At 68.5% G+C, this 25,344-nt stretch carries 19 protein-coding genes and 1 riboswitch; of the genes, 6 read left to right on the top strand and 13 right to left on the bottom strand.

Annotated features, from left to right (window positions below; all coding sequences use genetic code 11):
• Positions 1-31: 31 nt before the first annotated feature.
• Both cysN and cysD read right to left on the bottom strand, forming a co-directional pair.
• Positions 32-1,852, bottom strand: coding sequence for a sulfate adenylyltransferase subunit CysN (cysN, locus tag O5O43_RS01585; protein WP_348637148.1), 1,821 nt, complete (start codon positions 1,850-1,852; stop codon positions 32-34).
• Positions 1,852-2,769: a sulfate adenylyltransferase subunit CysD gene (gene cysD / locus O5O43_RS01580; protein ID WP_271085181.1), complete on the bottom strand. Its 918-nt coding sequence runs from the start codon at positions 2,767-2,769 to the stop codon at positions 1,852-1,854. The genes cysN and cysD overlap by 1 nt, the downstream gene beginning before the upstream one ends.
• Positions 2,770-3,001: 232 nt before the next feature.
• On the opposite strand from cysD, the gene thrC reads away from it, so the two are divergent.
• Both thrC and O5O43_RS01570 read left to right on the top strand, forming a co-directional pair.
• The gene (thrC, locus tag O5O43_RS01575; protein WP_271085180.1) at positions 3,002-4,408 is read left to right on the top strand and encodes a threonine synthase; all 1,407 of its coding nucleotides are present in this window, start codon (positions 3,002-3,004) and stop codon (positions 4,406-4,408) included.
• Between the two features lie 15 nt (positions 4,409-4,423).
• Positions 4,424-5,095, top strand: coding sequence for a phytanoyl-CoA dioxygenase family protein (locus O5O43_RS01570; RefSeq protein WP_271085179.1), 672 nt, complete (start codon positions 4,424-4,426; stop codon positions 5,093-5,095).
• 1 nt (position 5,096) lies between these two features.
• Here the strand turns inward: O5O43_RS01570 and thrB are convergent, their stop codons facing one another.
• Together thrB and O5O43_RS01560 are read right to left on the bottom strand one after the other, a co-directional pair.
• Positions 5,097-6,035 carry a homoserine kinase gene (thrB, locus tag O5O43_RS01565; RefSeq protein ID WP_271085178.1) on the bottom strand — a complete coding sequence of 313 codons (939 nt, stop codon included), beginning with the start codon at positions 6,033-6,035 and terminating at the stop codon, positions 5,097-5,099.
• Positions 6,036-6,038: 3 nt separating this feature from the next.
• A complete protein-coding gene (locus tag O5O43_RS01560; RefSeq protein ID WP_271085177.1) occupies positions 6,039-7,778 on the bottom strand; it encodes a Gfo/Idh/MocA family oxidoreductase in 1,740 nt (579 codons plus the stop codon).
• 432 nt (positions 7,779-8,210) lie between these two features.
• Positions 8,211-8,328, top strand: a riboswitch (SAM riboswitch).
• A gap of 78 nt (positions 8,329-8,406) precedes the next feature.
• Between O5O43_RS01560 and O5O43_RS01555 the strand changes: the two genes are divergently transcribed.
• Positions 8,407-9,444 carry a homoserine O-succinyltransferase gene (locus O5O43_RS01555; protein ID WP_271085176.1) on the top strand — a complete coding sequence of 346 codons (1,038 nt, stop codon included), beginning with the start codon at positions 8,407-8,409 and terminating at the stop codon, positions 9,442-9,444.
• Positions 9,444-10,625 (top strand): cystathionine gamma-synthase, encoded by a 1,182-nt coding sequence (metB, locus tag O5O43_RS01550; protein ID WP_271085175.1) that lies wholly within the window; start codon positions 9,444-9,446, stop codon positions 10,623-10,625. The genes O5O43_RS01555 and metB overlap by 1 nt, the downstream gene beginning before the upstream one ends.
• Before the next feature lie 193 nt (positions 10,626-10,818).
• Here the strand turns inward: metB and O5O43_RS01545 are convergent, their stop codons facing one another.
• From O5O43_RS01545 to O5O43_RS01520, 6 genes are all read right to left on the bottom strand, one after another.
• The gene (locus O5O43_RS01545) at positions 10,819-11,037 is read right to left on the bottom strand and encodes a DUF5961 family protein (RefSeq protein ID WP_271085174.1); all 219 of its coding nucleotides are present in this window, start codon (positions 11,035-11,037) and stop codon (positions 10,819-10,821) included.
• Positions 11,038-11,097: 60 nt separating this feature from the next.
• Positions 11,098-12,084, bottom strand: coding sequence for a protein-L-isoaspartate O-methyltransferase (locus O5O43_RS01540; RefSeq protein ID WP_271085173.1), 987 nt, complete (start codon positions 12,082-12,084; stop codon positions 11,098-11,100).
• Positions 12,081-14,639: a hypothetical protein gene (locus tag O5O43_RS01535; protein ID WP_271085172.1), complete on the bottom strand. Its 2,559-nt coding sequence runs from the start codon at positions 14,637-14,639 to the stop codon at positions 12,081-12,083. Before O5O43_RS01535 ends, O5O43_RS01540 begins: the two co-directional genes overlap by 4 nt.
• Entirely contained in the window at positions 14,636-15,601 is a 966-nt protein-coding gene (locus O5O43_RS01530; protein WP_271085171.1) for an alpha/beta hydrolase, read from the bottom strand. Before O5O43_RS01530 ends, O5O43_RS01535 begins: the two co-directional genes overlap by 4 nt.
• A gap of 125 nt (positions 15,602-15,726) precedes the next feature.
• The gene (locus O5O43_RS01525; RefSeq protein ID WP_271085170.1) at positions 15,727-16,602 is read right to left on the bottom strand and encodes a CPBP family intramembrane glutamic endopeptidase; all 876 of its coding nucleotides are present in this window, start codon (positions 16,600-16,602) and stop codon (positions 15,727-15,729) included.
• A 133-nt stretch (positions 16,603-16,735) separates the two neighbouring features.
• Positions 16,736-17,587, bottom strand: coding sequence for an LD-carboxypeptidase (locus tag O5O43_RS01520; RefSeq protein ID WP_271085169.1), 852 nt, complete (start codon positions 17,585-17,587; stop codon positions 16,736-16,738).
• Between the two features lie 67 nt (positions 17,588-17,654).
• Between O5O43_RS01520 and O5O43_RS01515 the strand changes: the two genes are divergently transcribed.
• Positions 17,655-19,061, top strand: a complete 1,407-nt coding sequence (locus O5O43_RS01515) for a Mur ligase family protein (protein ID WP_271085168.1) — start codon at positions 17,655-17,657, stop codon at positions 19,059-19,061.
• 73 nt (positions 19,062-19,134) lie between these two features.
• On the top strand, positions 19,135-21,168 hold the full coding sequence (locus O5O43_RS01510; protein ID WP_271085167.1) for a TonB-dependent receptor: 2,034 nt from the start codon (positions 19,135-19,137) through the stop codon (positions 21,166-21,168).
• 52 nt (positions 21,169-21,220) lie between these two features.
• On the opposite strand, the gene O5O43_RS01505 is transcribed toward O5O43_RS01510, so the two are convergent.
• The 3 genes from O5O43_RS01505 to O5O43_RS01495 all read right to left on the bottom strand — a co-directional run bounded on the left by O5O43_RS01505 (position 21,221) and on the right by O5O43_RS01495 (position 25,259).
• Complete coding sequence (locus O5O43_RS01505) at positions 21,221-21,901, bottom strand: Fe2+-dependent dioxygenase (protein WP_271085166.1); 681 nt, start codon at positions 21,899-21,901, stop codon at positions 21,221-21,223.
• 20 nt (positions 21,902-21,921) lie between these two features.
• A complete protein-coding gene (locus O5O43_RS01500) occupies positions 21,922-24,207 on the bottom strand; it encodes a TonB-dependent siderophore receptor (protein WP_271085165.1) in 2,286 nt (761 codons plus the stop codon).
• Between the two features lie 272 nt (positions 24,208-24,479).
• Positions 24,480-25,259: a peptidase gene (locus O5O43_RS01495; RefSeq protein WP_271085164.1), complete on the bottom strand. Its 780-nt coding sequence runs from the start codon at positions 25,257-25,259 to the stop codon at positions 24,480-24,482.
• Between the last annotated feature and the right edge of the window lie 85 nt (positions 25,260-25,344).

The raw sequence follows: 25,344 nt of genomic DNA, 5'->3' as shown, positions 1-25,344 counted from the left end.
GGCGACCCAATACCCTCAAGAGGCCCGAAAGTCAGCCTTCCAGCACCCGCTTCACGATCGCTTCCGCGGCCTCCACCGCGCTGACGGCCGTGGTGTCGATGACGATTTCGGCGGCTTCGGGCGCCTCGTATGGGCTGTCGATGCCGGTGAAATTCTTCAGTCCCCCCGCCCGCGCCTTGGCGTACAGCCCTTTCACGTCCCTCGCCTCCGCGACCGCCAGCGGCGCATCGACGAAGACCTCTAGGAACTCTCCCGGGCCCATCAGCTCCCGCGCCATCCGCCGCTCGGCCCGGAACGGAGAGATGAAGGCGGTGATGACGATCAGGCCCGCATCGGCCATCAGCCGCGCCACCTCGGCGACCCGGCGGATGTTCTCGACCCGGTCCTCCTCGGTGAAGCCCAGATCCCGGTTCAGCCCGTGACGGACGTTGTCCCCGTCCAGCAGATAGGTGTGCCGCCCCAGGGCGTGCAGCCGCTTGTCCACCAGGTTGGCGATGGTGGACTTGCCCGCCCCGGACAGTCCGGTCAGCCAGACGACCGCCCCCTTCTGTCCCTTCATCGCCGCCCGGGCGTCGCGGTCCACGTCGATGGCCTGCCAGTGGATGTTGTCCGCGCGGCGCAGGGCGAAGCGAATCATCCCCGCCCCCACCGTCCGGTTTGATATCCGGTCGATCAGGATGAAGCCGCCCAGATCGCGGTTCGCTTCGTACGGCTCGAAGGCGATCGGCCGATCCAGCGACAGGTTGCAGACCGCGATGTCGTTGAGCTCCAGCCGCTTGGCCGCCAGCTTCTCAAGCGTGTTGACGTTGACCCGGTGCTTGATCGCCGTGACCTGGGCCGTCGCCGTGCGCGCCCCGACCTTGAGCAGGTAGGAGCGGCCGGGCGACAGGGCGTCCTCGTCCATCCAGACCACCGTGGTCTCGAACTGGTCTGCGACCTCGACCGGGCTGTCCGCCGCCACGATGACGTCGCCGCGCGAGATATCGACCTCGTCTTCCAGCGTCAGGGTGACCGACTGCCCGGCCGCCGCCTCGGCGAGATCCGCAGGCATGGCCACGATCCGCGCGATCCGGCTCTCCCGGCCCGCCGGAAGCACCCGCACCCGATCGCCGGCCAGCACCGTCCCGGCAGCGATCAAACCCGCATAGCCCCGAAACTCCGGGTTCGGACGATTGACCCACTGCACCGGCATCCGGAACGGCTGGGCCGCCGCATCGTCCCCGACCTCGACCCCTTCCAGCCACTCCAGCAGCGTCGGCTGATCGAACACCGGCGCGGCCGCGACCACCCCCTCTCCCGTCAGCCCCGACAGGGCGATGGGCGTGACATCGTCCAGTCCGATGCTGTCGGCGAAGGCGCAATAGTCCTCCACGATCTCGGCGAACAGGGCGGGATCCCACCCGACCAGATCCATCTTGTTGACCGCCAGCACCACCTTCCGGATGCCCAGCAGGGCGCACAGGTACGAGTGCCGCCGCGTCTGGACCAGCACGCCCTTGCGGGCATCGATCAGGATCACTGCCGCGTCGGCGGTCGAAGCCCCGGTGACCATGTTGCGGGTGTACTGCTCGTGCCCCGGCGTGTCGGCGACGATGAATTTCCGCCGCTCGGTCGCGAAGAATCGGTAGGCCACGTCTATGGTGATCCCCTGCTCCCGCTCGGCCGCCAGCCCGTCGACCAGCAGGGCGAAGTCGATGTTCGCCCCCTGCGTCCCCACTTTCAGGGAGTCGGCCTCCAGCGCCGACATCTGGTCGTCGAGGATCGTCTTGGTGTCGTAGAGCAGCCGCCCGATCAGGGTCGACTTACCGTCGTCCACGGACCCGCAGGTGATGAAGCGCAACAGGGATTTCATCAGAAATACCCCTCCGCCTTCTTCTTCTCCATCGAGGCGGCCTGGTCGTGATCGATGACCCGCCCCTGACGCTCGGAGGTGGTGGAGGCCTTCATCTCGGCGATGATGTCGACGACCGACGCCGCCTCGCTCTCCACCGCGCCGGTCAGCGGATAGCAGCCAAGCGTCCTGAACCGGACCGACCGCACCGTCGGGGTCTCCCCGGGGTTTAGCCGCATCCGCTCGTCGTCGACCAGGATCAGCGCCCCGTCCCGCTCCACCACCGGCCGTTCGGCGGCGAAATACAGCGGCACGACGGGGATCGCTTCCTGCTCGATGTATTGCCACACATCCAGCTCGGTCCAGTTCGAGATCGGGAAGATGCGGATGCTCTCCCCCGCCCCGATCCGCGTATTGTAGAGCCGCCAGAGCTCGGGCCTCTGGTTCTTGGGATCCCAACGATGCCCGGCCGAGCGGAAGGAGAAAATCCGCTCCTTGGCCCGCGACTTCTCCTCGTCGCGCCGGGCGCCGCCGAACGCCGCCTGAAACCCGTGATGATCCAGCGCCTGCTTCAGCCCCTCGGTCTTCCAGAGGTCGGTGTGCAGCGAGCCATGATCGAACGGATTGATGCCCCGCGACCGCGCGTCCTCGTTGATCCAGATCTTCAGATCGACGTCGCCCGCCGCCGCCACCTGATCGCGCAGGGCGTACATGTCCCGAAACTTCCACGTCGTATCGACATGCATCAGCGGGAACGGAATCGGTCCGGGATAGAAGGCCTTCCGCGCCAGATGCAGCATCACGGCCGAATCCTTGCCGATCGAGTACAGCATCACGGGCCGCTCGATCTCGGCCGCCACCTCGCGCAGGATATGGATCGCCTCAGCCTCCAGCGACTGGAGGTGGGTCAGGCGGTTCGATGGCGTCGGCTCGGTCACCCCCGTCCGATAGCAACAACCGTGACGCTGCGCACCCCGCGAAGAAAAGACACACTCCCCACAGAAACGCTCGTCTCGACACCCGACAGTCCCACCGACAGGGTTAAGATGTCCGTCCTGATCCAGCCGCCGGAAGGAGGCGGACTATTCGAACTCGTCAGACTATCCGAACGCCGCGTTCCACCCTGAAAACAGATGACGCCCACGGCTCCGCTGGCTAACCAGAAAGACGATGACCTCCTCCCCTGATCGCTACATCTCGACCCGCGGCCGCTCGCCCGACGCCGACTTCGCCGAGGCCTTGCTGCGCGGCATGGCGCCCGACGGCGGCCTGTATATGCCGACGGCCTGGCCCCGTCTGTCGCCCGACGCCTGGGCGCCCGGCCGCGCCTACGCGGACATGGCCACGGCCGCCATGGGCCCTTTCCTCGGCGCCGCCCTGCCCGACGGCGCCCTCGACCGCGCCCTTGGTCGCCTGACCTCGGGCTTCGGCCCCGCCGAGGTCACCCCGCTGCGAAAGCTCGAAGACGACCTCTACATGCTGGAGCTGTCCCACGGCCCCACCGCCGCCTTCAAGGACCTGGCGATGCAGTTGGCCGCCGCCCTGTCGTCTGAGGCGCTTCAGGCCTCGGGCGAGCGGCTGACCCTGGTCACGGCCACCAGCGGCGACACCGGCGCCGCCGCCGTCGCGGCCTTCGCCAACACCGACCGCGTCCGCCTGATCGTCCTCCACCCCCACGAACGCGTCTCCCCGGTCCAGCGCCGCCAGATGACCACGGTGGAGGCACCCAACGTCCTGAACCTCGCCGTGCGGGGCGACTTCGACGACTGCCAGCGTCTGGTGAAGGGCCTTCTGTCCGACGAAAGCCTCCGCGCCGCCGGCAGCCGGTTCTCCAGCGTCAACTCGATCAACTGGGCCCGCCTCGCCGGTCAGATCCCCTACTACGTCTCGGCCGTCTCCCAGCTTGCAACCATGGGCGAGACCCGCGCTCCGGTCTTCATCGTCCCGACCGGCAATTTCGGCGACGCCTTCGCCGGCGTCGCCGCCCAGAAGATGGGCCTGCCGGTCGCGGGTTTCGTCGCAGCCGTGAACCAGAACGACGCCCTCGCCCGCGCCATCAACGACGGTGTCTACGCCCGCCGCGCGGCTGTCGAGACCGCCAGCGTCAGCATGGATGTCCAGGCCCCCTCGAACTTCGAACGCCTCGTCTTCGAGGCTTCGGGCCGCGACGCCGACCTGACCCGCGGCGTGTTCGAGACCTTCGCCCGCGAAGAGACCGTGACCCTGCCCGCCGATCTGCTCAACGCCATCCGCGCCCAGGTCTCGGCCGTCTCGGTGGACGAACCCACGACGCGCGACCAGATCGCCCACGCCCATGCGACCTGGGGCCAGGTCGTCTGCCCGCATACCGCCGTCGCCCTCTCGGCCGCGCGCGGCGTGGACCGATCGCGCGGGCCCGTGATCGCCCTCTCCACCGCCCATCCCGCCAAGTTCGGCAGGGACGTCGCCCCCGTCGTCGGCTTCGACCCAGAACCTCCGAAAGTCATCCGCGACCTCGGTGATAAGCCCGAGCGGTTCGAGATCATCGACGCCACGGCCGACGCTGCCCTCGCCGCCGTGCGCGGCTTCGGCGCCTGATCGTTGAGCACAGCCATGAACCCCGAAGACCTGGCCACGCGCGGCGCCGTCCGCGTCCGCGCCGCCCTGTCGCAGGATCAGGTCGAGGCCTTCGAAGCCGCCCTTTCCGGCGTCCGCACCGATCAGGCCGGCATCCGTCTGGCGGGCGACGCGGCGCTCGGCGCCCTGCTGTCCGGGACTAGCGTTCCGGCTCGCCTCGCGACCGAGGCGGCGGGCCATCCGGCCTTCCCAGTCCGCGCCATCCTGTTCGACAAGGGATCGGAGAACAACTGGGGTCTCGGCTGGCATCAGGACCGGACCATCGCGGTCAAGGCGCGCCATGAAGTGGACGGCTTCGGTCCCTGGTCGATCAAGGGCGGCCTCCAGCACGTCGCCCCGCCGTTCGAGGTGCTGCAGGGGATGATCACGCTGCGCCTCCACCTCGACGCGGTGGACGAGGACAATGCGCCGCTTCTGGTCCTGCCTGGTTCGCACCGCATGGGCCGTCTCTCGGAAGCCGATGTGAAGATCGTCGCCGAACAGACGCCCTCGGCCGTCTGCCTCGCCGATCGCGGCGACATCTGGGTCTATTCGACACCTATCGTCCACGCCTCGAAGCCGGCGACCAAACCCTCTCGCCGCCGCGTGCTTCAGGTGGACTACGCCCACGCCGCCCTGCCCGGAGGCCTTGAATGGCTGGACGTGTAGGTCAGGCGGCCTCGCGCCACCAGGCCGCGCGGCGGAAGAAGGCGCCGGGATCTTTGGGCGTCACCAGCTTGTTCGGATCGTGGAAGATCCGGTCGTGCAGACGGGTCAGGGTGAAGCGGATCGCCGCCGCCTCGCCCAACCTGGGCAGGGTCTTCGCTTCCGCCGCCGACAGCGGCCGCACCGCCTCATACCCTCGCCGAAACGCCTCGACCGCCCCCGGAATCGGAACGCCCGTCCCGTCGAACCCCCAGGCGCTCAGCGCAATGGCCAGATCGTAGGCGAGGAGGTCAGAGCAACCGAAGTAGAAGTCGATCACGCCGGATACTTTCCGGTTCTCAAACAGGACGTTGTCCGGGAAATAGTCCGCATGGATCGGCCCGCGCGGCAGATCGTCCGCCCACGGATTTCCGAGCCAATTTAAGGTCGCCTCGACCCCCTCCAGGATCTCCCGGTCCTCGCCCTTGGCCGCCGTCGCCGACCGGTCCGCCAGCGCCCGCCAGACGACAGGGCCGACCGGGTTGGCCCGTTCAGCCGCGAAACCCTCAGCTTCCAGATGCAGCCGCGCCAGCATGGCCCCGGCCGCCTCGACCTCGGGCGAAGACGGGTTGCGAAGCCAGCCCCCCGGCAGCCATTCGATCACCGCCGCCGGCCTTCCGTTCAGCGTCCCGACCCATCCACCGTCCGCTCGTCGCACCGGACGCGGCGCCGGAAAACCGCCCGCCGCCAGATGCTCTGTCAGCCCCAGGCAGAACGGCAACGAGGCCGCATCCGTCCGCGCCTCGAACAGGGTCAGGACGTGCCGCGCACCTTCCGTCTCCAGCCGGTAGTTGGTGTTCTCCACCCCCTCGGCGATGGGGTGCAGCGACCCGAAGGCCCCCAGCGGATAGTCCGCCAGGAAGCCTTGGGCCTCGTCGTCGGTGACAGGCGTGAAGACGGCCAAGGGTCAGTGGTGTCCTAGCGACGCGTGGCGGGCGCGCACGATGTCGGCCAGGTCCGCCAGCACGCTCTCTGTCGTCGGCCAACGCCCGGCGCCGCGCCCCTTGCAGGACCACACCCGCCCATCCTCGCCATAGACTTTCAAGCCGTTCCGCTCCCCGTTCAGGCTCTGGAAGAACGGGTCATCCAGCCCGACGTCAAGCGAAACCGATGCTTTAAGCCCCTCGCCATCGCGGGCGCAGGCCCCGATCTGACGCACCGGCCCGGCCGGCTTGAAGGCCTCCGACAGAACGGCGCACGGCACGTCCGCCTCGGCCGGCGTCCGGCCGAAGGCCTCGAAGGCCAGCAGACGGACCTTGGCAGCCGAATCCCGGCCCTCCAGATCCGACGACGGATCCTCCTCGGCAAAACCAGCGACCCGTGCGTCGGCCAGGGCGTCGGCGAAGTCGGCGCCGGCCTGGAGCCGCGTGAGCATGAAGTTGACCGTGCCATTCAGCACCGCCTCGAACCCCTTCACCGGCCCGGCCGCCTTGGCCGCGCGCAGGGTCTCGATCATGGGCGCGCCGCCACCCACCGCCGCCGAATAGGCCAGCTGCGAGCCATGGGCGCGAGCGGCGTCGGCCAGGCCTGCCGGATCGCGGCTGATCGCCTGCTTGTTGGCGCTGGCGACGTCGATGCCCCGCTCCAGAGCCGCCTTGATCAGGTCGTGACCGGCGCCGCCCTCCGACAGGGCTTCCAGCAAGATGTCGGGCTGCAGATCCAGCAGCGCCTCGCGGTCGGCGGTGAACAGTTCGGCAGGGGCCTCGACGTCGCGAGCCTTGGCAGGGTCGCGAACCAGAACGCCGACGACTTCGAACCGGCTGTCCTTCTGCAACCTCTGAAGCAGGCCGCCGCCGACCACGCCGCAGCCGGCGATGGCCACTCTCAGCGGAGCGTCGGGCACGGAGGGTCCGGGAGGGGCCGAGTGGTCGCCCACAACCGTGCAGTCGGCGCGCCCCAGCGCGGCCACCTCGATCTCGACGGACCGCTCATGCGCCATGTCGATGGCGTCGTGCTGGACCAAGGCGCCGCCGTGTCGCCGCGCGTCGTCCCAGCTGGCTCGGCGATAACGCAGCGGCTTGCCCGAGGCCGAGGCCGGATCGCGGTCGTAGAGACCGTCGACGTCCTTGACCAGCCGCACCCGCTTCTGGCCCATCTCGGCGGCGAGGAAGACCGCCGTCAGGTCCGATCCGCCCCGGCCCAGCAGGACCACCTTGCCGTTCGCCGACACAGCGCCGAAGCCCGGAACGACGACGACCTGATGCTCGGACAGCGCCTTCCACAAGGCGTCGCTCCGGAGCGAGACCGGGTGGGCGTGCTCCGACGGACCGTCGGCGACGATGCCCAGTTCGCGTACGGACAATGCCGCCGCGTCCAGCCCGATCCGGTCGCAAGCGATGGCCACGAGCGCCGCCGCCTTCTCCTCGCCCAGGGCCACATAGCCCGGGAGGAGGTCGTTCTCGTGGTCGAGCCCGAGCGCGCGGGCGTCGGCCAGAAGTCGGTCGGTGTGACCGCCCAGCGCGGAGACCACGGCGATCACCTTCCGCCCCGCACGGACGTGGCCGTAGACCTCGGACGCGACGGCGGGGGCGCAGGACTGGTCCTGGAGAATGGACGAACCGAACTTGAGCACCACCACCTCGGCGGCGGGACTGGGTTCGGCGGCCGGTTTCTCGACGACGGCGAGACGGGCGTTGGAGTAGGGCATCGGGGCGGTCCGTTCGGGGAGTGGGATGGATTCTGAGCAATGAAAAACCCGCCTGGCCTGGGGCCGGGCGGGTTCGGGTTGGGTTGGTTGTCTTTCGACCGCCGCGCTAACCTGTTCCCGCCCGCGAGGGGCCGGTGGTGGTCATACCGGTGGTGGTCGAAATGAGGGTGGCGAGCGTCATAGACCGGCCCGCGAGAGCGGCGGTCGAGGTCGGAACGGCGATGCAGCCGAGACGGGACACAGGTTGACCCCAAGGAAAAATCGTTGATCTCAGGGTGTCGGCGCGATCCGTCGGCGTCAACCCGCTTTGCGCATCTTTTTTGCGCGCAGCGTCGGAGGCGAGGCGTTTTGGCCACTTCGCTCGCCGCGCCGGGGAATCGAGGGGTAGATTTTTTCTCTTGACCGGCGCTCTTCGCAGCCGCAACGTAAAGTCACTCATCAAGACCGACCGAGGGATAGGCCCTTTGACGTCGGGGCAACCATCGGTTTCCAGCCGAACGGTGCCAACTCCTGCGAGGGTCCTTTTCGAAGGGTCCGCGAGAGATGAGTGGAGCGTCGACGAGGCGACGTCTCCACGATCTGTCATCGCATCCGGAGCCTTGCTGGGCGGGACGATGCAGACGACACCATGGCTTTCGACACTCAAACCCTTTCAGCGGAACCCCTCTGTCGCCCCTCCGCGCGTCCGGCGCGGATCGGTCGCGACGTCAAGGCGGTGGACGTCGTAGTCGACATTCCGGCGGACTTCCGGCTTGCCTCGGGGGAGCGACTGGGCCAGCGGCAGGTCGTCGGACGCCTGCACGGCAAGGCCGGGGCGCCTTTGGTTGTCGTGGCCGGGGGCATCTCCGCCGGGCGGTTCGTGCACCGGACCGAAACCAACGGCCTAGGCTGGTGGTCGGGCGCGGTGTCGATCCGGGGTCCGATAGACCTCAGCCGCTTCCAGGTTCTCGCCTTCGACTACGCTCCCGAGGCGGAGGACGGCGCCCAGTCCGTCACCATCACCAGCCGGGATCAGGCCCGGCTGCTGGGGTTGATCCTCGACGAGATTGGCGATCCGACGGTCGCGGCCTTCGTCGGCTGTTCCTACGGCGGGATGATCGCCCTGGCCTTCGCCGAACTCTTTCCCGAGCGGGTCGAGCAGCTGATCGTGGTCTCCGCCGCCCATCGGGCGCATCCGCAGGCGACCGCCTGGCGCGGCATCCAGCGGCGGATCCTGAAGCTGGCCGAGGAGGCCGGACGGCCCGAGGACGGCGTCGCCCTGGCCCGCGAACTGGCCATGACCACCTATCGCACGGCCGAAGAGTTCGCCGAACGGTTCGAGACGGAGGCCCCGACGTCGGCGGGTCAGACCTATCCCGTCTGCGAATACCTGACGGCGCGGGGCAAGGCCTACCGGACCCACACGACCCCGTCGCGGTGGCTGTCGCTGTCGGACTCGATCGACCGGCACAGCGTGACGCCCGAAGCCATCAGGACGCCAACGACGCTCGTGGGCTTCATTTCGGACCGGCTGGTGCCGATCGACGACATTCGCGAGCTGGCCGCCCGCCTGCCCGCCCTGTTCCGGCTGGTCGAGGCCCCGTCGCTGTATGGCCACGACGCCTTTCTGAAGGAGGACGAGGTGGTCGCCGCCATCCTCCGCACCGCCCTGAAGGATATCGACTGATGACCAAGCGCCCCCATGACGTCCGCACCACCTGCGCCCGCTCCGGCGTCGATCAGGATACGGCCCACGGCGCGGTCATGCCCCCGCTCTATCTGTCCTCGAACTATTCGTTCGCGGGCTTCGAGCAGAAGCGGAAGTACGACTACAGCCGCTCGGGCAATCCGACGCGGGACGTGCTGGCCGAGACCCTGGCGGAGCTGGAAGGCGGCGCCGGCTGTGTGGTCACGGCGACGGGGATGGCGGCGGTCGATCTGCCGCTGAGCCTGCTGGAGCCCGGCGACCTGCTGATTGCGCCGCACGACTGTTACGGCGGGACGCACCGGTTGCTGTGCGCCCGAGCGAAGAAGGGGCATTTCGAGGTGCTGTGGGTGGACCAGGGCGATCCGGTCGCGCTGGAGAAGGCCCTGGCCCTTAAGCCGAAACTGGTCCTGGTCGAGACGCCGTCGAACCCCCTGCTGCGCGTCGTGGACGTGGCCGATATCTGCACCCGCGCCCATGCGGTCGGGGCCAAGGTGGTGGCGGACAACACCTTCCTGTCGCCGGCCCTGCAGCGGCCGATCGAGCTGGGCGCCGACATCGTGGTCCATTCGACGACGAAGTACATCAACGGCCACTCCGACGTGGTCGGCGGAGCGGTGATCGCAGCGGACCCGAGTGATCACGCGGAGCTGGCCTGGTGGGCCAACTGTCTGGGCGTGACCGGCTCGCCGTTCGACGCCTATCTGACCCTGCGCGGGGTGCGGACCCTCTTTGCACGGATCGAGCGCCAGCAGGCCACGGCGGGCAAGGTCGCCGAGCTGCTGGACGCCCACCCGGCGGTGAAGGCGGTCCACTATCCGGGGCTGAAGTCGCACCCCGGGCATGCTCTGGCGGCGCGCCAGCAACAGGGGCCGGGCGCCATGCTGAGCTTCGAGCTGGAGGGCGGCGTGGACGCCGTGCGCCAGCTGGTGGAGACCCTGGAGACCTTTACCCTGGCCGAGTCGCTGGGCGGGGTCGAAAGCCTGATCGCCCATCCCGCGACCATGACCCACGCCGCCATGACGCCCGAAGCCCGCGTCGTGGCCGGGATCACCGAGGGGCTGGTGCGGCTGTCGGTCGGGCTGGAGCACGAGGACGACCTGATCGCCGATCTGGTTCAGGCGCTGGATGCCTTGGCCGAGGTGCGGGCGGAGGCGGCCTGATTGGAGTCTCGGGGCGCCGAGTCCAAGGAGTCCAAGTCCTGAGATCCGATCGCAAGAGACCGGAGAAGTCCGCTGAGGTCTAAGGATTATATTCTTAGAGGATGGATCAGCTCGGTCGAGGCGCGGTCGCCTTGGAGTGCAAAATCCCCCCGCTCATCCCCGCTTTCGAGGGGACGGGCGAAATGACAGACTCCTAAGCGCAGGCCTCGACCGTCTCGCCGTGCAGATGGACCACGAAGCAATGTTCGGGTCCGCCCTCCTCGGATTGGACGATGACGCGCAAGGCGTCGTCCTCGGCCCAAGGCGCATGGCTTTCTGCGAAGGTCAGGGCGGCGTCCTCGAAGCTCGTGGCCTCGAGAATGTGGCAGTGTCCCGAATCCGTGTGGGCGACGTAGCGGGCGGCCTCGGCCATCTGGGCGTCCTCAAAATGCTGTCCGAGCCCGTTCAACGCATCAGCCCGGATTTGGATTCATCAGGCGGCCGGCCGCGCCTGCGTCTGCATCGCCCCGGTCATGGGGATGAAGAAGACTCCCACGTCGCGGCGGCTGTGGACCCGGCCGTCGGCGTCCTTGGTGTACACATAGAGGACCTGGCCGCGGCGGAAGGGCTGGCCGATCGGGATGATCAGCTTGCCGCCGGGCTTGAGCTGACGGAACAGCTCGGGCGGGGCGTACTGAGCCACGCAGGTCAGCATGATGGTGTCGAAGCCCTCGGTCACTTCGGGCCAGCCGAAATAGCCGTCGCCGACCCGGCCATGGACGTTGTCGTAGCCCAGCGGCGCCCAGATCTTGCCGACCGCCTCGCCGATCGGCTGGATGATCTCGATGGTGTAGGCGTCGCGGACGATGCGGCTGAGCAGCGACGACTGGAAGCCCGAACCGGTGCCGATCTCCAGCGTCACGTCGGTCGGTTTGGGGGCGGCGAGCTGGGTCATGTAGGCCTGACCCAGATAGTCCGACAGGACCGAGCCGTGGCCGATGGCCCAGGGCTTGGGGTTGGCCTCATAGGCCTGATAGGCCGTCGAGGCGTCTTGGGCGTAGGCGTAGTGGAAGTATTCGCGGGGCAGGCTTTCGAAGGCCTGGATCACGTTCGGATCGTGGGCGCCGAAACGGCCGTCGAGATAGGCCCTGATGCGCTCGATGGCGGCGGGTTTGCGGGCCTGGATCTCGGTGAACTGGGCCTCGGTGATGCTCTGCGGGCGCTGGGACGCGGCCATGGCGGCGTTGAAGCGGGCATAGGTCCAGGGTTCCGTCGGCATACGGACGGTCTGGGACACGGCCGAGGCTGCGGCCGAGGCCTCAGTTGCAGCGGCGGGCGCGGCTGCCTTTGCCCCGCCCGCGGCCTGGGTCGGGTTCAGGCGCGACTGGACGGACTTCATCGTGTTTTCGTCGCAGGCGGCGAGACCGGTGAGCGAGGCTGCGCCGGCGGCTGTGATCAGGGTGCGGCGGTTCAGGGTCATGCGGGGCTCGTCTGGCTCTGCGATTCCGGGAAGGGGTCGAGGCGGGCGGGTTCAGGGGTCGGCAGGTCGCCGAAGGGATCAATCGGGACGGCGGGCTCGAACACCGGGGCGTTGCGACGCGCGAGCGCGGCGACCGGCAGAACGAGGAAGGCCAGGGCGTAGAGACCGGCCGCGGCGATCAGGAGGGATGAGAAGCCGATGTCGCGGCTCATCAGATTGGCCAGCGGCGTGGCGACGACGGAGAAGGCGCCGTTCAGGCCCCAGGCCCAAGGGAGCGCGCGGCCGTCGCCGACCTGAATCAGACCGAGCGGGAACGGCAGGCCGAGCGCCAGCGACACCGGCGCGGCGGCGAGAACGACGAGGGCGGCCTTGCTCGCCCAAGGCTGATCGAGGCTCGTCATCATGAAGTCCTCGGCGCCGACCAGCATGGCGCCGATCCAGGCGCCGACGACGATCAGGCCGATCAGGGAGGCCGCCTTGGGCATGTGAGCGCAGCGCCCCGCGATCATGCTCCCGAGGCCTGAGAAGATCAGCATGGCGGTGAGCACGATGGCAAAGGCGGACGAATAGTCGTTCAGATAAAAGGCCGCCTTGTCGATCAGGAAGATCTCGACCAGCAGGAAGCCGAGGCCCAGCGCCGGGAAATAGAGGGCGGGCCAGAGCCTCGTCGGCTCCTCCACCCCGCCTGCGCGACGGCGGAACAGGGCGGGGGCCGCGAGCACCAGAAGGGCGATGACGATGGCCTGGCCGAGGACGGCGATGTTCACCAGGGCGCCGATCTCGGCCTGGGGCAGGACCTCCAGCCGTTTGATCAGGGTGTCGAGGTGTTCGAGGCGCAGGGACGAGTAGAAGGCGGGACGATCCAGCGTCGCGGGACGGACGTGGAAGGCGGTCGAGGACGGCGACGGTCGCCCCGCGAGGACGGCCGCGACCTCGTTGGCGATGGCGTCGTCGGGGCCGGTCGAGGTCATCTGGCCGGTGTCGAAGGAGACGCTGGGGAGGTCGTTGAAGAGCCCTGCGCGGGCGGCGACCGGGTCCATGCCGGGGCGCCAGGAGACGTCGAACGACCGCTCGGCGCACCAGGCCTGAAGCGCGGCGACATCGGCGGGGGACCAGGCCGTCGGGCTGATCAGAATGCGGGCGTTCCACGCCGAGCGATAGATCAGGACGTGGTCGGCGGGGTTGCTGACGCCCTTCGCCAGCAGGGCCGCGCGGGCGGTCGAAAGGACGCGCAGGGCATAGACCGGGAAGTCGCGGATGGAGACGGAGATGGAGACGACGCCGTCCGCCTTGAGCGCGGCGAGGTAGGCGGCCAGCGCCTCTTCGGTGACGCCCGTGACGTTGGCCGGGGCGGCGTCCACGAAGTCGGCGGACACGTCGATGATGTCGTAGCGGTTCGGCCCCGCGCGCCAGGCGGCGGCGATGGGGCCTCCGTCGAGCAAGGTCACCTTGGGGTCGGCGGCGAGCGCCGGGGACGGCCCGAGGCCGGCGCTGAGGACGTGGCGCAGAACGGGTTCGCCCTCCACGCCGTCGACGTGGGCGGCGCCCAGCGTCAGCGCTTCGGCGACACGGAAGCCGCCGGAGAGGCCGACAAGGAGGACGTCGGGGGTCTGGCGCAGCGCATAGGGCGCCGCCGAGAGGGCGCTCGGGGCATAGGCCGCGTCGAGGGGGCCCGCCTTGGGAAGGGAGGCGATGCGGTTGCCGTCGCGATAGAGGCCATAGGTCGAGGGCGGGCCGGCGATGCCCATCAGGCCTGCGTTGTTGGAGACGTCGGCGTCGACCCGTTCGGTGAAGTTCTCGAGCAGCAGATAGTGGCCGCGCGGCTGGCGGATCTCGGCGACGACGGCCGAGCCCGGCGTGTTGAGCGGGGCGTAGATGGCCTTGAACTCGGAGAAGGCCGGGGGCGCGCCGAGGAAGAGGATGGTCTCGCCGGCGACGAGGGCCGCGCCCGCGAGCCCGGCGCCGAGCCAGTTCAGTTTGCCGGGCTGGAACAGGGTGGAGAGGGCCAGCGGGACCAGCAGGACCGGGGCCAGGAGGAAGGGGTGGACGACGAACATGAGGCCCAGCGCGAGGGCCGCGCCGAGGCCCGCGCCGATCAGATCGTAGCCGTAGACCCGCCCGATCTCCCGGTGGTTCAGGACGAAGATCAGGCTGATGTAGAGGCCGGCGAGGAAGAAGAAGGGCAGAAGCGCCGCGTAGTAGAGGCCGATGTTCTTCACCTGATCGGGCCAGGTGGTCGGGTTCTGAAGCTGGAGCGGATTGAAGGCGTTGGCCGTGACCAGCTGGTATCCTACGGCCGCGGCGATCACCATGGCAGCGGGCAGGAGGGTGCGCAGGACGACCCCGTGGCGGGCGACGCTGTCGCGGAACAGGGCGACGACGACGCCGGACAGGGCGAACCCGGCCATGACGATGGAGATGATCCAGTAGCCGTACTCCGACCATTTCGCGACGGCGAAGTAGCGGGTCAGGGCATTCTCGATCCCGACCACCCCCATGGCGATCAGGAACAGCGGGATCAGGGCCGCGCGGGTTTTGATGGCGGCGGCGGTCACTGGACGGCCCTCGAAACGCGGTGGTCGAGGAAGTCGATCAGGACGGCGTTGAACCGCTCCGGTTCGTCGACGAACAGGGCGTGGCCGGCGTCTTCGAAGACCTCCATCCGGGCGTTCGGGTGGGTGCGGAGAAGGTTGTCGCCCTGCTCGCGGAAAGTCGGGCGGATGACGTAGAGGACGGGCCGGTCGGTCGAGTGGACGGCCGCGCGCCAGACCTCGCGCGGGGCGTCGTAGGACCGGAGACGGCGCTCGTCGTCGACGGTCATGCGCAGCGACTGTTCGGTTAGGCGAACGCGATAGTCCGTACCCGGATCATGCGCGAACATGGAGGCAACGAAGGCGGCGCGGCGCTCGCGGCGTTCCTGCGGCGTCGGCTCGGGCGGCGGGGCGGCGGAGCGTGGCGGAGTCGCGGGCGGCGGCGCGGGCGCGGGCGGCTCGCCGATGGAGTTGTCGATCAGGACGAGGCCGGCGATCCGGGCGGGGTCCTGCTCCTGCGTCACCCAGGCCAGGCTGTCGATCACCCCCAGAGACCAGCCGACGAGGACGACGGGTCCCGGGGCCGCATGGTCGATCAGCTCGCCGATGTCCTGGCCGCGCCGCTCCCAGGTGTAGCCGAAGCGGGTGACCTCGCTCTCGCCCTGACCGCGCGGGTCGAGGGCGAGGACGTGGAAGCGGTCGGACAGGGCATCGATCTGCCGGTCGAAAATCCAGGCGGGCATGGTCCAGCCGGGCACGAAGAGGACGGTCGGACCCCCGATAGGGCCCGCCTCCAAGTAATGAAGGCGGGCCCCGTCGGAAGTGATGAAGCTGCGGCTCTCGGCCGCCTCGACCGCATCCCCCGATACGGCCGTCGCGCTCGCGAGAACGGCTCCGCCCAGCACGCCGACCATGGCCGCCCGTGTCCATGCCGGCAGGGTTTGGAAACCGTCACGCCCCATCGCGATCATCTGACGCAGACCCATGTTCGATGTCGACAGGGTTCGCCGGGAACGGGAGCGTTAGGGTTAAGACCGTTGCCCGAACGGCACGACAGCGCGTGACTGACGATCAAGGCGATCGCAAGCGGTCCTGTCGATTGTCCGCCTGCTCAGAGCAGGGCTGGACCGACATTTGCGATGGCATGGGTCAGGGCGATCAGGCTGATCGAACCGGTCCTCATCCACAGCACTCCCAGAAACAGTCCCATGAGCATCTGCATCAGGAATGCCGGCAAGTAGGCCACAGCAGACGACAGCAGATAGGGCCAGTCCATCTGGATGATCGTTTGGGCGAACTCCAAGGGAACGTGAACCAGGGCGAAGACCAGGCTCGAAAGAAACAGGGCGTTGAAGCGGGACCTGGTCAGATCCAGCAGGGCGGTCAGGAGAAGGAGGCGCATCACGACCTCCTCGGCAGTGGCCATAACCAGGATCCCGCACAGCCCAATCAACAGAGGCAGCGCGCTCGGCAGGACGTAGTCGGCCGGTGCGGCCGCGAACTTCAACTGACTGACCGCGGCCGCGCTGCCCAAGGCGACGACGCCAGTCAGAACCAGCCGTCTTACCGAAGCTTTTTTGAGCCGCCTGGGCCATTCGACGCGTCTCGAAACCAGAAAGGTCGCTGGCACGGTCGTCCAGACAAGAAGAGCCAGCGCTGTGGACGTCTCCTCATTGAGCCACCCACCAAGCTCGAGGATCCCGCCGGCGCTCAACTGAATCGCGAGCGCCGTGCCGATCATGGCGAATATCCATCGGACCTGTCGGGTCGGCGGGCGCGTCCCGCTCCAGAAGATCGTCGATCCTCCGGTCGCGAGACGCAGAGCAAAGAAGAGGCCAGCGAACAGCACGCCCACCACAAGAGCGAGCACGGCATAGATCATCCCCGCAAACTCTGGGTCCACAACTCCCGGCGAGATCACGAAGAACAGAAAGAGAAGCCCAGCGAGGACGAGACCGAAGCCCTGGGACAGTCGGGTTGCGATCATGCTTCGACGATCTCTGCGTCCAAGGCGTTAAAACCGCGCCCGTCCGGAAGAGAACGCGCGAAGCGGGCCGTGGCAAGCGCCGGCGACAACCATTCGGTGAACCGAACGTTGGCCGGGAGTTGCTCGTCCGTGATCATCGCGGCCCGAACGGCACGACCTTGTTCTGGCTGTCGTGGGCGATGTCGGCGGTCCCGAGGTAGGGGATGCCCGACCGCTCGCACCAGTACTGGACGATCTGTTCGCCGGTCTGGCCGAAGTCGGGCTCGTTCGGGGTGACGTCGGTGAAGCGACCCGCGCGGATGCCGGCGACGCGGCGGATCGAGGCCTGGCTGGTCAGGTGGAACATCATCCGGTCGATGCGATAGGCGGCCTCCGACACGTCCTCCAGCATCAGGACGTGGCCGGTCAGGTCGGGCTCCAGCGGGGTGCCGAGAAGCTGGTCGAGGACGGTCAGGTTGAAGGCCACGGCAGGGCGCGGGTCGGTCTGGAGGGAGGGCTCGAACCAGGGGGTCTCGCCGGTCACCAGCCAGGAAAGAGCGCCTTCCGCCGTCTCGTCGCGGCGGACGGAATCGGAGGCCATGGGCCCGTGCGCGACATGGGGGAAGCCGGCCTTGTAGAGGGCGGCCATCAGGCTGCCGGCGTCGGAATAGCCGAGGTAGCGCTTGCGACGCGCGACATCGGTCAGGCGCGGAATGATGCTCTCGGCCACGCGGCAGGAGCCGTAGCCGCCGCGCGCGAACCAGACGGCGTGAATGTGCGGGTCGTTGGCGTATTCGACGAAGGCGTCGGCGCGGGTTTGGTCGTCGCCGGCGAAGTGGCCGGACTTCGAAAAGCTGGAAGGGTGAAAGACGACGCGGACCGGCCCATCCGGATAGTGTTCGGCCATCCAGCTCTCGACCGCCTCGGCGCGGGCGGGATTGAAGCGGGAGCTGACGCAGACGGCGCCGATCTTGAAGCCGTTGGTGAGCTTGGCGAGATCGGTCACGGACGCTCCGGAAGGCTGGCGGCAAAAGACAGTGGCGCGGGGCCCCGAACCTCTGTTCTAAGGCGGAATGGCCAACAACGTCTCCTATTTCTTCTGCGGCATCGGCGGGTCGGGCATGCTGCCCCTGGCCATGATCGTGCAGGCGCGCGGCGCCGCGATCGAGGGCTCGGACCGGGCGCTGGACCAAGGCCGGACGCCGGAGAAGTTTGACTGGCTGCGGGCGCACGGGGTGACGCTGCATCCGCAGGACGGGTCAGGCGTGCGCGGCGACCAGATCGTGGTGGCGACCGGCGCGGTCGAGGACACGGTGCCGGACATCGGGGCGGCGAAACGGGTCGGGGCGGAGATCGTCACGCGGCCCCAGCTGTTGAGCCAGATCTTCAACGCGGCGCCGACCTCGGTGGGGGTGGCGGGGACCAGCGGCAAGTCGACCATCACCGGGATGATCGCCTGGATCCTGTCGCAGGCCGGGCGCGAGCCGACCGTGATGAACGGGGCGGTGATGCGAAACTTCGCCGATGCGGACCATCCGTTCGCCAGCGCTCTGGTCGGCGGCGCCGACCTGTTCGTGGCCGAGGTGGATGAGTCGGACGGCTCCATCGCCCGGTACGATCCGACGGTGGCGGTGGTGTCGAACATCTCGCTGGACCACAAGTCGATGGAGGAGTTGCGCGACCTGTTTGGCGGCTTCACCGGCCGGGCGCGGACGGCGGTGCTGAACCTCGACAACGTGGAGACGGCGGCCTTGGCCCAGACGATGGTGGATGACGGACGGGCCGGGGCGGTGCTGACCTTCGCGCTCGGCAATGATGCGGCGGACTACGCCGCCCACGACCTGAAGCCCCTCCCCGCCGGCATGACCTTCGACCTGACGGAGCGGTCGAGTGGGACGCGGATCGCGATGACGCTGAACGTCCCAGGGGCGCACAATGTCGCCAATGCGCTGGCGGCGCTGGGGGCGGTGCGGGCGCTGGGCGTGCCGCTGGAGGAGGCGGCGCGGTCGCTGGAGAGCTTCGGCGGGATCAAGCGGCGGATGGAGGTGGTGGGGACGGCGAACGGAATCACCGTCATCGACGACTTCGCCCATAACCCGGACAAGATCTCGGCGACGCTGAAGACCCTGCACGCCTTCGACGGGCGACTGCTCGTGATGTTCCAGCCGCACGGGTTCGGGCCGCTGAAGCTGATGCAGCGCGAGTTCATCGAGACCTTCGCCGGGCTGCTGAAATCCGACGACGTGCTGGTGATGCCGGAGCCGGTCTACTACGGCGGCACCACGGATCGCAGCGTGGGGTCGGACGACATTGCGGCGGGCGTCCGGGCCGAGGGGCGAAACGCCGAGGCCCTGCACGACCGGGCGGCGTGTGGGGACCGGATCGTGGACCTGGCGAAACCGGGCGACCGGATCGTGGTGATGGGGGCGCGAGACGACACGCTGTCCGCCTTCGCGGCGGAGGTGCTGGGGCGGCTATGACCTGATGGCGCAAGCGACGAAAAGATCGTCGCCGGACAAGCAACCGTAGCGGTTGCGGGGTATTCGGTCGGGCATGTTCCAGGACGCCCCCGCCGACCTTCCCGACATTGTCGTCACCGCTGCCCGACTACCGCCTGCGGCTGGAGACGCGGCCTTCTCGGTGATCCGGCTGGATGAGCGAGTGCTGGGCCGGGCGACGCGGATCGATGAGGCGCTGCAGACGGTGCCGGCGGTCAGCCTGTTCCGGCGCACGTCCAGTCTCGCGGCCAATCCGACCACGCAGGGGATTTCGCTCCGGGCCATCGCGCCGTCGGGCGCGGGGCGGACGCTGGTGACGCTGGACGGCGTGCCGCTGAACGATCCGTTCGGGGGCTGGGTGCTGTGGTCCCAGGTCGCGCCGGAGAGCTTGTCGGGGCTGGATATCGTGCGGGGCGCGGGCGCAGGATCCTATGGGGCCGGGGCTCTGACGGGGGTGATCCAGCTGCGCGAGCGGGACACGGACGGCGGAGCGCTGGACGTGTCTAGCGCCGACTATGGCGGGCAGAGGCTGGCGGCGGCGACGACGCTGAGCGCGGGACGGTTCTCCCTGACCGGGTCGGTGCAACGGGAGCTGAGCGACGGCTATGTGCCCGTGCGCGGCGCGGCGGCGGGGGCGGCCGATACGCCGCTGGACCTGGCGACGTTGAGCGGGTCGCTGCGGGCGGATGTGGCCTTGGCCGATGCGACGGCCCTGTCGCTGCGCGCCTCGGCCTACGACGAGGATCGCGGGTCGGGTCTGGCCGGGGCGCGGTCGTCGGCGACGGGGCAGAGCTATTCGGCGACGGTGTCGCGTAGGCCGTCGGCCGAGAGGCTGGGCTGGCGGGCGCAGGTGTGGCGGCGGGAGAGCGACTTCGCCAACACCTCGGTCGCGGTGGTGGCGGGGCGCGGATCGACGTCGCCGGCGAACGACCAGTTCGCAACCCCGGCCGAGGGCTGGGGCGCCAACGTCGCTGTGCGGCAGGTCGATGTCGATTGGGGCGGTGGGCTGCTGGAGTGGGAGCTGGGGGCCGACGCGCGATTCAACGCGGGCGAGACGCGGGAGCTGTTCCGTTACATGACCGTGGCTGGGGCGGGCGCCTTTACGCGCGATCGTGTGGCGGGCGGCGAGACCGCGGTGATCGGGGCCTACGGCGAGGCGTCGTGGACGGGCGGGCCGTGGTTGGTGGCGGGAGGATTGCGCATCGACGGCTGGGAGAACGCCAACGGGCGACGGATCGAGCGCGATCTGGCGACAGGGCTGCCGACGCTGGACGAGAGCGATCTGGAACGGTCGGGCGAGGTGGTGTCGGCTCGGCTGGCCGTGCGGCGCGATCTGGGCGGCGGATGGGCAAGCCGTGCGGCGGCCTATTCCGGGTTCAGGCCGGCGACATTAAACGAACTGCATCGGCCGTTCCGGGTCGGGAACGACCTGACCGAGGCCAATGCGGCTTTGGTTCCGGAGACCTTGCAGGGGGTCGAGGCGGGGCTGGCGTGGGATCGTGAGGCGACGTCGCTGGGAGCGACCGTGTTCTGGAATCGGATCGAGGACGCCATCGTCAATGTGACCATCGGCGTCGGGCCGGGAACCTTCCCGAGGGCGGGATTCGTGCCGGCGGGCGGGGTTCTGAGACAACGCCAGAACGCGGGAACCATCGAGGCGACGGGTGTGGAGCTGACGGCGAAGCATCGGGTCGGGGATCGGCTGTCGTTCGACGCGGCGGTGTCCTGGACGGATGCGCAGGTCGATGGCGGGACGGCGGCGGCGCAGCTGACGGGGCTGCGGCCAGCCCAGGCGCCGGAGTGGAGCATATCGGCGGGGGCGGACTGGCGGGTTCTGGATCGGCTGACCCTGGTCGGGCGGGTGCGCTACGAAAGCGCGCGGTTCGAGGACGACCTGAACAGCCGGGTGCTGGATTCCGCGACGACGCTGGATGCGCGGGCCGAGTATGAGGTGCGAACGGGCGTCGTCGCCTGGGTGGCGGCGGACAATCTGTTCGATGCCGGGGTCGAGGTGTCGGAAACCGGCGACGGGGTGGCGGGCTATGGGCCGCCGCGCATCGTGCGGGCGGGACTGTCGTTGAGCTGGTAGACCTCCATCCGTTCACCCAGCGAAGGCTGAAGCGCCCGGGGAACTTGGACGGTCAGACCTCGGACCAGCGCCTGAGCAGGTTGTGATAGACGCCAGTCAGTTCCAGCACGGCCTGATCGCTGGGCCCCTTGTCGACCGCCACGCGCTGGATGGCGATGTCCAGCTGGAACAGGGTCTCGCGGTCCTGGTCGTCGGCGATCAGGGACTGGACCCAGAAGAAACTGGCGACGCGGGCGCCGCGCGTCACCGGGGTCACATGGTGCAGGCTCCGCGAAGGATAGAGGACCATGTCACCGGCCGGGAGTTTGACCGTATGCGGACCATAGGCGGTCTCGACGGTCAGTTCGCCGCCGTCGTAGTCAGTGGGCTCTGACAAAAAGAGGGTCGCCGACAGATCGGAGCGGATGCGCAGGCCCGAAGGGTGGACCCGGATGGCGTTGTCGACGTGGGCGCCGAAGGCCTGACCGCCCTCGTAGCGGTTGAACAGCGGCGGAAAGACCGTGTGCGGAAGAGCCGCCGATACGAACATCGGATTGGCCTGAAGCACCTGCTGGATCAGGGCGCCCACCTCGCGGGCCTGCGGACTCTCTTCGGGCAGCTGGGCGTTGTTCTTGGCGCGGGCCGAGAGGTGGCCCGAGGTGGCGTTGCCGTCCGCCCAGGGACCGGCGTCGAGGATGCTGCGGAGGCGAGCGACCTCGTCCTTGCTGAAGACTTCGGGGATGTGCAGCAGCAAGAACGAAGTCTCCGGAAAGCCTAGAAGCGCAGGTTCAGCGCTAGGGTGGCCGAGCGGGCCGGGGCGACATCGGCGTGGTGAACGCCGTTGGTGCGGATGATATAGGCTTCGTCGCCCGCGTTCTGCACGTTCAGTTGCAGGCTGGCGCGGTCGTTGAGGTCATACGACGCGAACAGGTCCACGCGCGTGTATTCCGGCGCGTAGATGCGGTTCGCGCCGCCGCCCGCGCCGCCCTGGTTGCCGCCGAAGCTCTTCGACACATAGTAGACGCCGCCGCCCGCCGAGAAGCGATCGGTGATGGTGTAGGTCGAGAACAGGCTGAAGGCATGCTCCGGCGTATTGGCCAGCGGATCGCCCGTGTTGATGCCGTTGAAGGCGCCGCGCACAAGTTCTGAGTCCATATAGGTGTAGCCGCCGAACACCTGCCACCGCGGGGTGACGTTGCCCGACACGCCGAGTTCGACGCCCTGAACCTCGACCTCGCCGACCTGGGCGTAGACGCCGGTCGAAATCTGCACCTGGGCGTTCTCGCGGGTGAGCCTGAAGGCCGCCGCCGAGAGCAGAAGCTGCTGGCGGAACAGGCTGAGCTTGCCGCCGATTTCGTAGCTGGTGGTGTCTTCCGGCTCGAGCAGGACGTTGACCAGGTTGCCCGTCCCCTGGCCGTTGCCCGCGTTCTGGTCGCCCGCCGCTATGGTCGGCGGCGTCGAGGAGGTCGACCAGGAGGCGTAGATCGAGGCATTGCGGCTGGGCTTGTAGACGACGCCGAGCTGGTAGTTGACGAAGTCCCATTGGCCGTTTCGCGAGGTCGCCACCGGCGCCGCGACCGTCCCGGTCACGTCCGTACCCTCGACCGAATAGTCGTCGTAGCGGACGCCCAGATTGACGATCCAACGCTCTCCGATCGCGATCGAGTCGAAGGCGTAGAGGCCGGTGGTCTCGGCGAGGTTGGTGGAGACGACACCCTTCACGATCGTCCCGGTCCACGGATCGGACGGGTTCGGATCGTAGAGCGGAGTGCAGTCGAACCCGGTCAGGGGCGCCGGGCAGGCCGAGCCCGACAGGGTGGTGACGGTCCAGGACGCATTGTTGTTGCGCTCGCGGCTAAGCTCCAGACCGAGATCATAGGAATGGGTGACGCCGCCCCAATCCGCCGTGCCGAAGATGTCAGTGACGTTCGACAGGGTCTTGGTCGGGTTCCAGCGCGACTTGAGGCCACGCTTCATCCAGTAGACGCCGTTGACCAAGGCCACGCCCGGGGGCGCCGAAGTGGTGTTGCCCCCATCGCCCGGATTGGTGACCACATAGTCGTTCAGGCTCTCGGAATAGCGGCTGACGTTGCGGATCGTGATCGCGTCGGACAGTCGTTTGCGGAAATCGAGGGTGAAGGCGTCGGTCTCGCCCACCAGATAGTCGCGGGCGGTCAGTCCGTAGAAACTGTCGTATGGCACGTCGAGGATGCCGCTATCGGTCGTGCGGACCCCGATCTTGGTGAAAAGCGGTATGCCGTAGTCAGGCATCTGGTTCGAGGTCAGGTGGTAGTAGCTGGCCGTGAGGCTGGTGTCCGTGCCCAGACCGATGCCGGTCGAGACCAGCACGCCCCATTTGTCGTAGTCGACCGCGTCACGACCGGGGACGTCGCCCTCGGCGGCCATCAGGTTGATCCGCAGCGCGGCCGTGTCCGAGAGCGGGGCGTTCCAGTCGACCGTGCCGCGCAGATAGCCGTCCGTACCGCCGCCCAGCGAGACAGTGGTGAAGCGCTCGAGGCGCGGTGACTTGGTCGACAGGTTGATGGCGCCGCCGCCGGAGCCCCGACCGGAATAGACCGAGTCCGGACCCTTGATGACCTCGACCTGCTCCAGGGCGAAGACTTCCCGTTGCTGGCCGCCGGTGTCGCGGATGCCGTCGAGGAAGACGTTGTTGGCCGAAGCCTGGCCCCGGATGAAGGGACGGTCGGCCAGCGGCTGGCCGCCTTCCCCGGCCCCGAAGGTGATGCCGGGGGAGGTGCGTAGCAGGTCCTGCAGCGAAGTGGCGCCGGTCTGTTCGATGATCTGCTTGGGAATCACTGTGACAGCGCGCGGCGTGTCGACGACGTCGGAGGTGAACCGGGGCGAGGCGGGCTCGCGGCGGACGCGGCGGCCGTCGACGTCGACCGTCTCCAGGGTCGAGGTCGCCTGGGTCTCCTGCACCGGATCGGCGGTCGCGACGGCCTCCGGTTCCGAGGCGAAGGCCGGCGCGGCGCAAAGCATGCCTGCGGCGGTGGAGGCGCCGAGAAGGACGCGGAGGACTTGGGCGTTGGAAGAGGACACTCTGGCGATCCGCTGCTGAAACTGCGATGCGGTCGCAATAAACAGTTCGGCGCGCCCTGCAAGGCAATTGCGAAGCAGTCGCAACAATTATTGTGAAGGTGCGGTTCGGGGCGGTGCACGCCCTCCCCTTTTGGCGGAGGGCGGCTGAGCCGGAGGCGAGGTCGGGTGGGGGCGGCGAGGCAAAGCCCCACAGATCGTCGTCTGGTCGCCTGGTCGTCCCCACACGGTCGCTCCGCGACACCCTTCCCCAGAGGGAGAGGGAGGGGATATCTTTATCCCACCGCCGCGATGCTCGGCCGCGTCGCCATAGGCGCGTCTTCCATCCAGGGCGGAGGCGGCATGGCGCGATGCGCCTTGGCAAGGGCTTCGGACCAGCGGCGGCCGAGGTCCTTGAAATAGGGATCGTCCGCCTCGATGCGGCGCTGCTCGCCGTGCAGGGCGTCACGCGGCACGACGATCATGTCGAACGGCGGACCGACCGCGATGTTCGAGCGGATGGTCGAATCAAAACTGATCAGCCCCAGCTTGACCGCATCCGACATCGGGGTGTTGGGACGCAGCGCCCGGTCCAGGATGGGCTTGCCGTATTTCAGCTCGCCGATCTGGAGGTAGGGGGTGTCTGCGCCGCACTCGATGAAATTGCCTTGGGCGTAGATCAGGTAGAGGCCCATCTTGCCGCCCTTGATCTGGCCGCCCAGCAGCATGGAGGCGGTGATCTTCAGGGCGTCGGCCTGGACCGTCGGCTGGAGGTCCTGACGGACCTGGTTCAGGCAGTAGCCGGCCAGCTGGGCGGCGCGGAACAGGCTCGGCGCCGTCAGCAGGGTCTCGGGCTCGTCATGGCCGGGCATCACCACCCCCTCGGCCAGCATGGCCAGGGCGGTCTGGGTCACCGACAGATTGCCGGCCGTGGCGATGGAGATGACGCGGTCGCCGGTGACCTCGGTGACGTGCAGCTTCTTGTAGGAGGAGATGTTGTCCACACCGGCGTTCGTGCGGGTGTCGGCGATCATCGCCAGACCCTCGTTCACCAACATGCCGACGCAGTAAGTCATAGCGATAGATCGACCCCCGAGCCGATCCCCCACCAAAGAGAAGACGTCAGGCTAACAGATTCGACCCTGAAGGCGAGGTGAACGA

This window comes from Brevundimonas sp. NIBR11, from assembly GCF_027912535.1.
Lineage (GTDB): Bacteria > Pseudomonadota > Alphaproteobacteria > Caulobacterales > Caulobacteraceae > Brevundimonas.
Note: the sequence above shows the minus strand (reverse complement) of the source record. Positions and strands in the feature narration are given on the sequence as shown.

Excerpts from the sequence above, each read along its gene's own strand:
- O5O43_RS01515 (WP_271085168.1), top strand. The coding sequence starts at position 17,655 with ATGGCCAACAACGTCTCCTATTTCTTCTGCGGCATCGGCGGGTCGGGC.
- thrC (WP_271085180.1), top strand. The coding sequence starts at position 3,002 with ATGACCTCCTCCCCTGATCGCTACATCTCGACCCGCGGCCGCTCGCCC.
- cysN (WP_348637148.1), bottom strand. The coding sequence starts at position 1,852 with ATGAAATCCCTGTTGCGCTTCATCACCTGCGGGTCCGTGGACGACGGT.
- O5O43_RS01570 (WP_271085179.1), top strand. The coding sequence starts at position 4,424 with ATGAACCCCGAAGACCTGGCCACGCGCGGCGCCGTCCGCGTCCGCGCC.
- O5O43_RS01555 (WP_271085176.1), top strand. The coding sequence starts at position 8,407 with ATGGCTTTCGACACTCAAACCCTTTCAGCGGAACCCCTCTGTCGCCCC.
- O5O43_RS01530 (WP_271085171.1), bottom strand. The coding sequence starts at position 15,601 with ATGGGTCTGCGTCAGATGATCGCGATGGGGCGTGACGGTTTCCAAACC.
- O5O43_RS01545 (WP_271085174.1), bottom strand. The coding sequence starts at position 11,037 with ATGGCCGAGGCCGCCCGCTACGTCGCCCACACGGATTCGGGACACTGC.
- O5O43_RS01510 (WP_271085167.1), top strand. The coding sequence starts at position 19,135 with ATGTTCCAGGACGCCCCCGCCGACCTTCCCGACATTGTCGTCACCGCT.
- metB (WP_271085175.1), top strand. The coding sequence starts at position 9,444 with ATGACCAAGCGCCCCCATGACGTCCGCACCACCTGCGCCCGCTCCGGC.
- O5O43_RS01540 (WP_271085173.1), bottom strand. The coding sequence starts at position 12,084 with ATGACCCTGAACCGCCGCACCCTGATCACAGCCGCCGGCGCAGCCTCG.
- O5O43_RS01495 (WP_271085164.1), bottom strand. The coding sequence starts at position 25,259 with ATGACTTACTGCGTCGGCATGTTGGTGAACGAGGGTCTGGCGATGATC.
- O5O43_RS01525 (WP_271085170.1), bottom strand. The coding sequence starts at position 16,602 with ATGATCGCAACCCGACTGTCCCAGGGCTTCGGTCTCGTCCTCGCTGGG.
- O5O43_RS01560 (WP_271085177.1), bottom strand. The coding sequence starts at position 7,778 with ATGCCCTACTCCAACGCCCGTCTCGCCGTCGTCGAGAAACCGGCCGCC.